The 1,342-nt window shown below is 25.1% G+C and carries 1 protein-coding gene; it reads right to left on the reverse strand.

Going from position 1 to position 1,342, the window contains the following annotated elements:
• Window positions 1-1,342 (reverse strand): hypothetical protein (locus U744_RS04765; protein WP_036432200.1); only part of this gene is annotated, 1,342 nt, incomplete at both ends.

Consider the following 1,342-nt stretch of genomic DNA (forward strand, 5'->3'; position numbering starts at 1 on the left):
TTGAGTAACAACTGTATTTGTATTATTTAAAACAATTGTTTGTTCAACTCCAAAGTTTGAATTATCTGAAACTTTCCCAAGTTGAATTTTAAGTTGCGCATTTAAATCACTATTGAGATATTTAAAGGCTTCATCAGTATTGTTAAATACAAATTTAGCACGCGCACTATTGTTAGTTATATTGTCAATTGTGGTAGTTAAAGAAGTATTTGAGGCATCAATTTGAACCTCTCTTTGATTTTGACTTAAAACAGCATTTGAACTTTCAAGAATATTGTTTTTTACAGGATCTTCAAAAACAGCAGGGTTAGCTGGAGTTTTTAAAATATTTTTAGCAGGATATCATCTAAATTTGTAATCATTTGGATTAAATGCATCAGGACTATTTTGTAACTTATTAATGATTTCATCAATTGTATTTTCATTTGCTCCGAATAATCCTTCAAATATATATTTATTATTATTTTCAGATATATTGTCAATTTCTACATTAAATAATCCAACTTGATTTTCATTGGTGTCTAAGCTATTATCAGCTTGAAATTGAAACTTTTTAAATTTGTAATTTCCTCTTAAGTCTTTAAAGTAAGCAACAAATCAATCTTCTTGTTTTAATGTTGCTATTTCAGAAAGAAACATTAAATTGGTTGCTATTTTTTTGCTATTGTTATTAGTTAAAATCAATTCAGGAAATTTATTATCTTTAATTGCAAAAAGTGTAAATTTATTAATATTTGAAATATTAGCTCAATTTACAAAGAAAATATCTTTTTCTCCAGTTTGATTTAATTGAATAAAACCATTTTTAAATGTTGCTCTTAAAACTGAAGCTAAATCAGGTTGAACTAAGTTATTAATAATTCTCTCATTAAAAGCACTTGGAAGTAAATTGATTTTTGAACCATCAAAATTAAATTTGATAATTTTTTCTTTATTATTTTGAGGATTAATCTCAATTCTAAAATTAGCTCCTGAGGCTTTATTTATAATGCTATGTTTAGATAAATCTCTTTGATTGTTCTTTAATCTTTGTATATTAGGCATTCATCTAATTTCAAGGCCATCAAGATCTTGTACACTAATTATATCATCTTCATCATTTACAATAAATGATCCAACTATATTTATAATTCCTGACTCTTCTTTAACAAAATAATATTCATATCTAGAACCTGTTTTCTTAACTTCAATATTTGAACTAAGTTGAGTGTTAAAGAATAGTGTTTTTAAAGCATTATTGCTTTCATTATTTGGAGAATTGTCAATTCATATTCTTTCACCAGTATCATCACTATTTTTAATTCTAAGTTCTTTGAATGTATATTTTCTTCCACCTTTAAGT

It is taken from the genome of Mycoplasmopsis cricetuli ATCC 35279, from assembly GCF_000526955.1.
GTDB lineage: Bacteria > Bacillota_I > Bacilli_A > Mycoplasmatales > Metamycoplasmataceae > Mycoplasmopsis > Mycoplasmopsis cricetuli.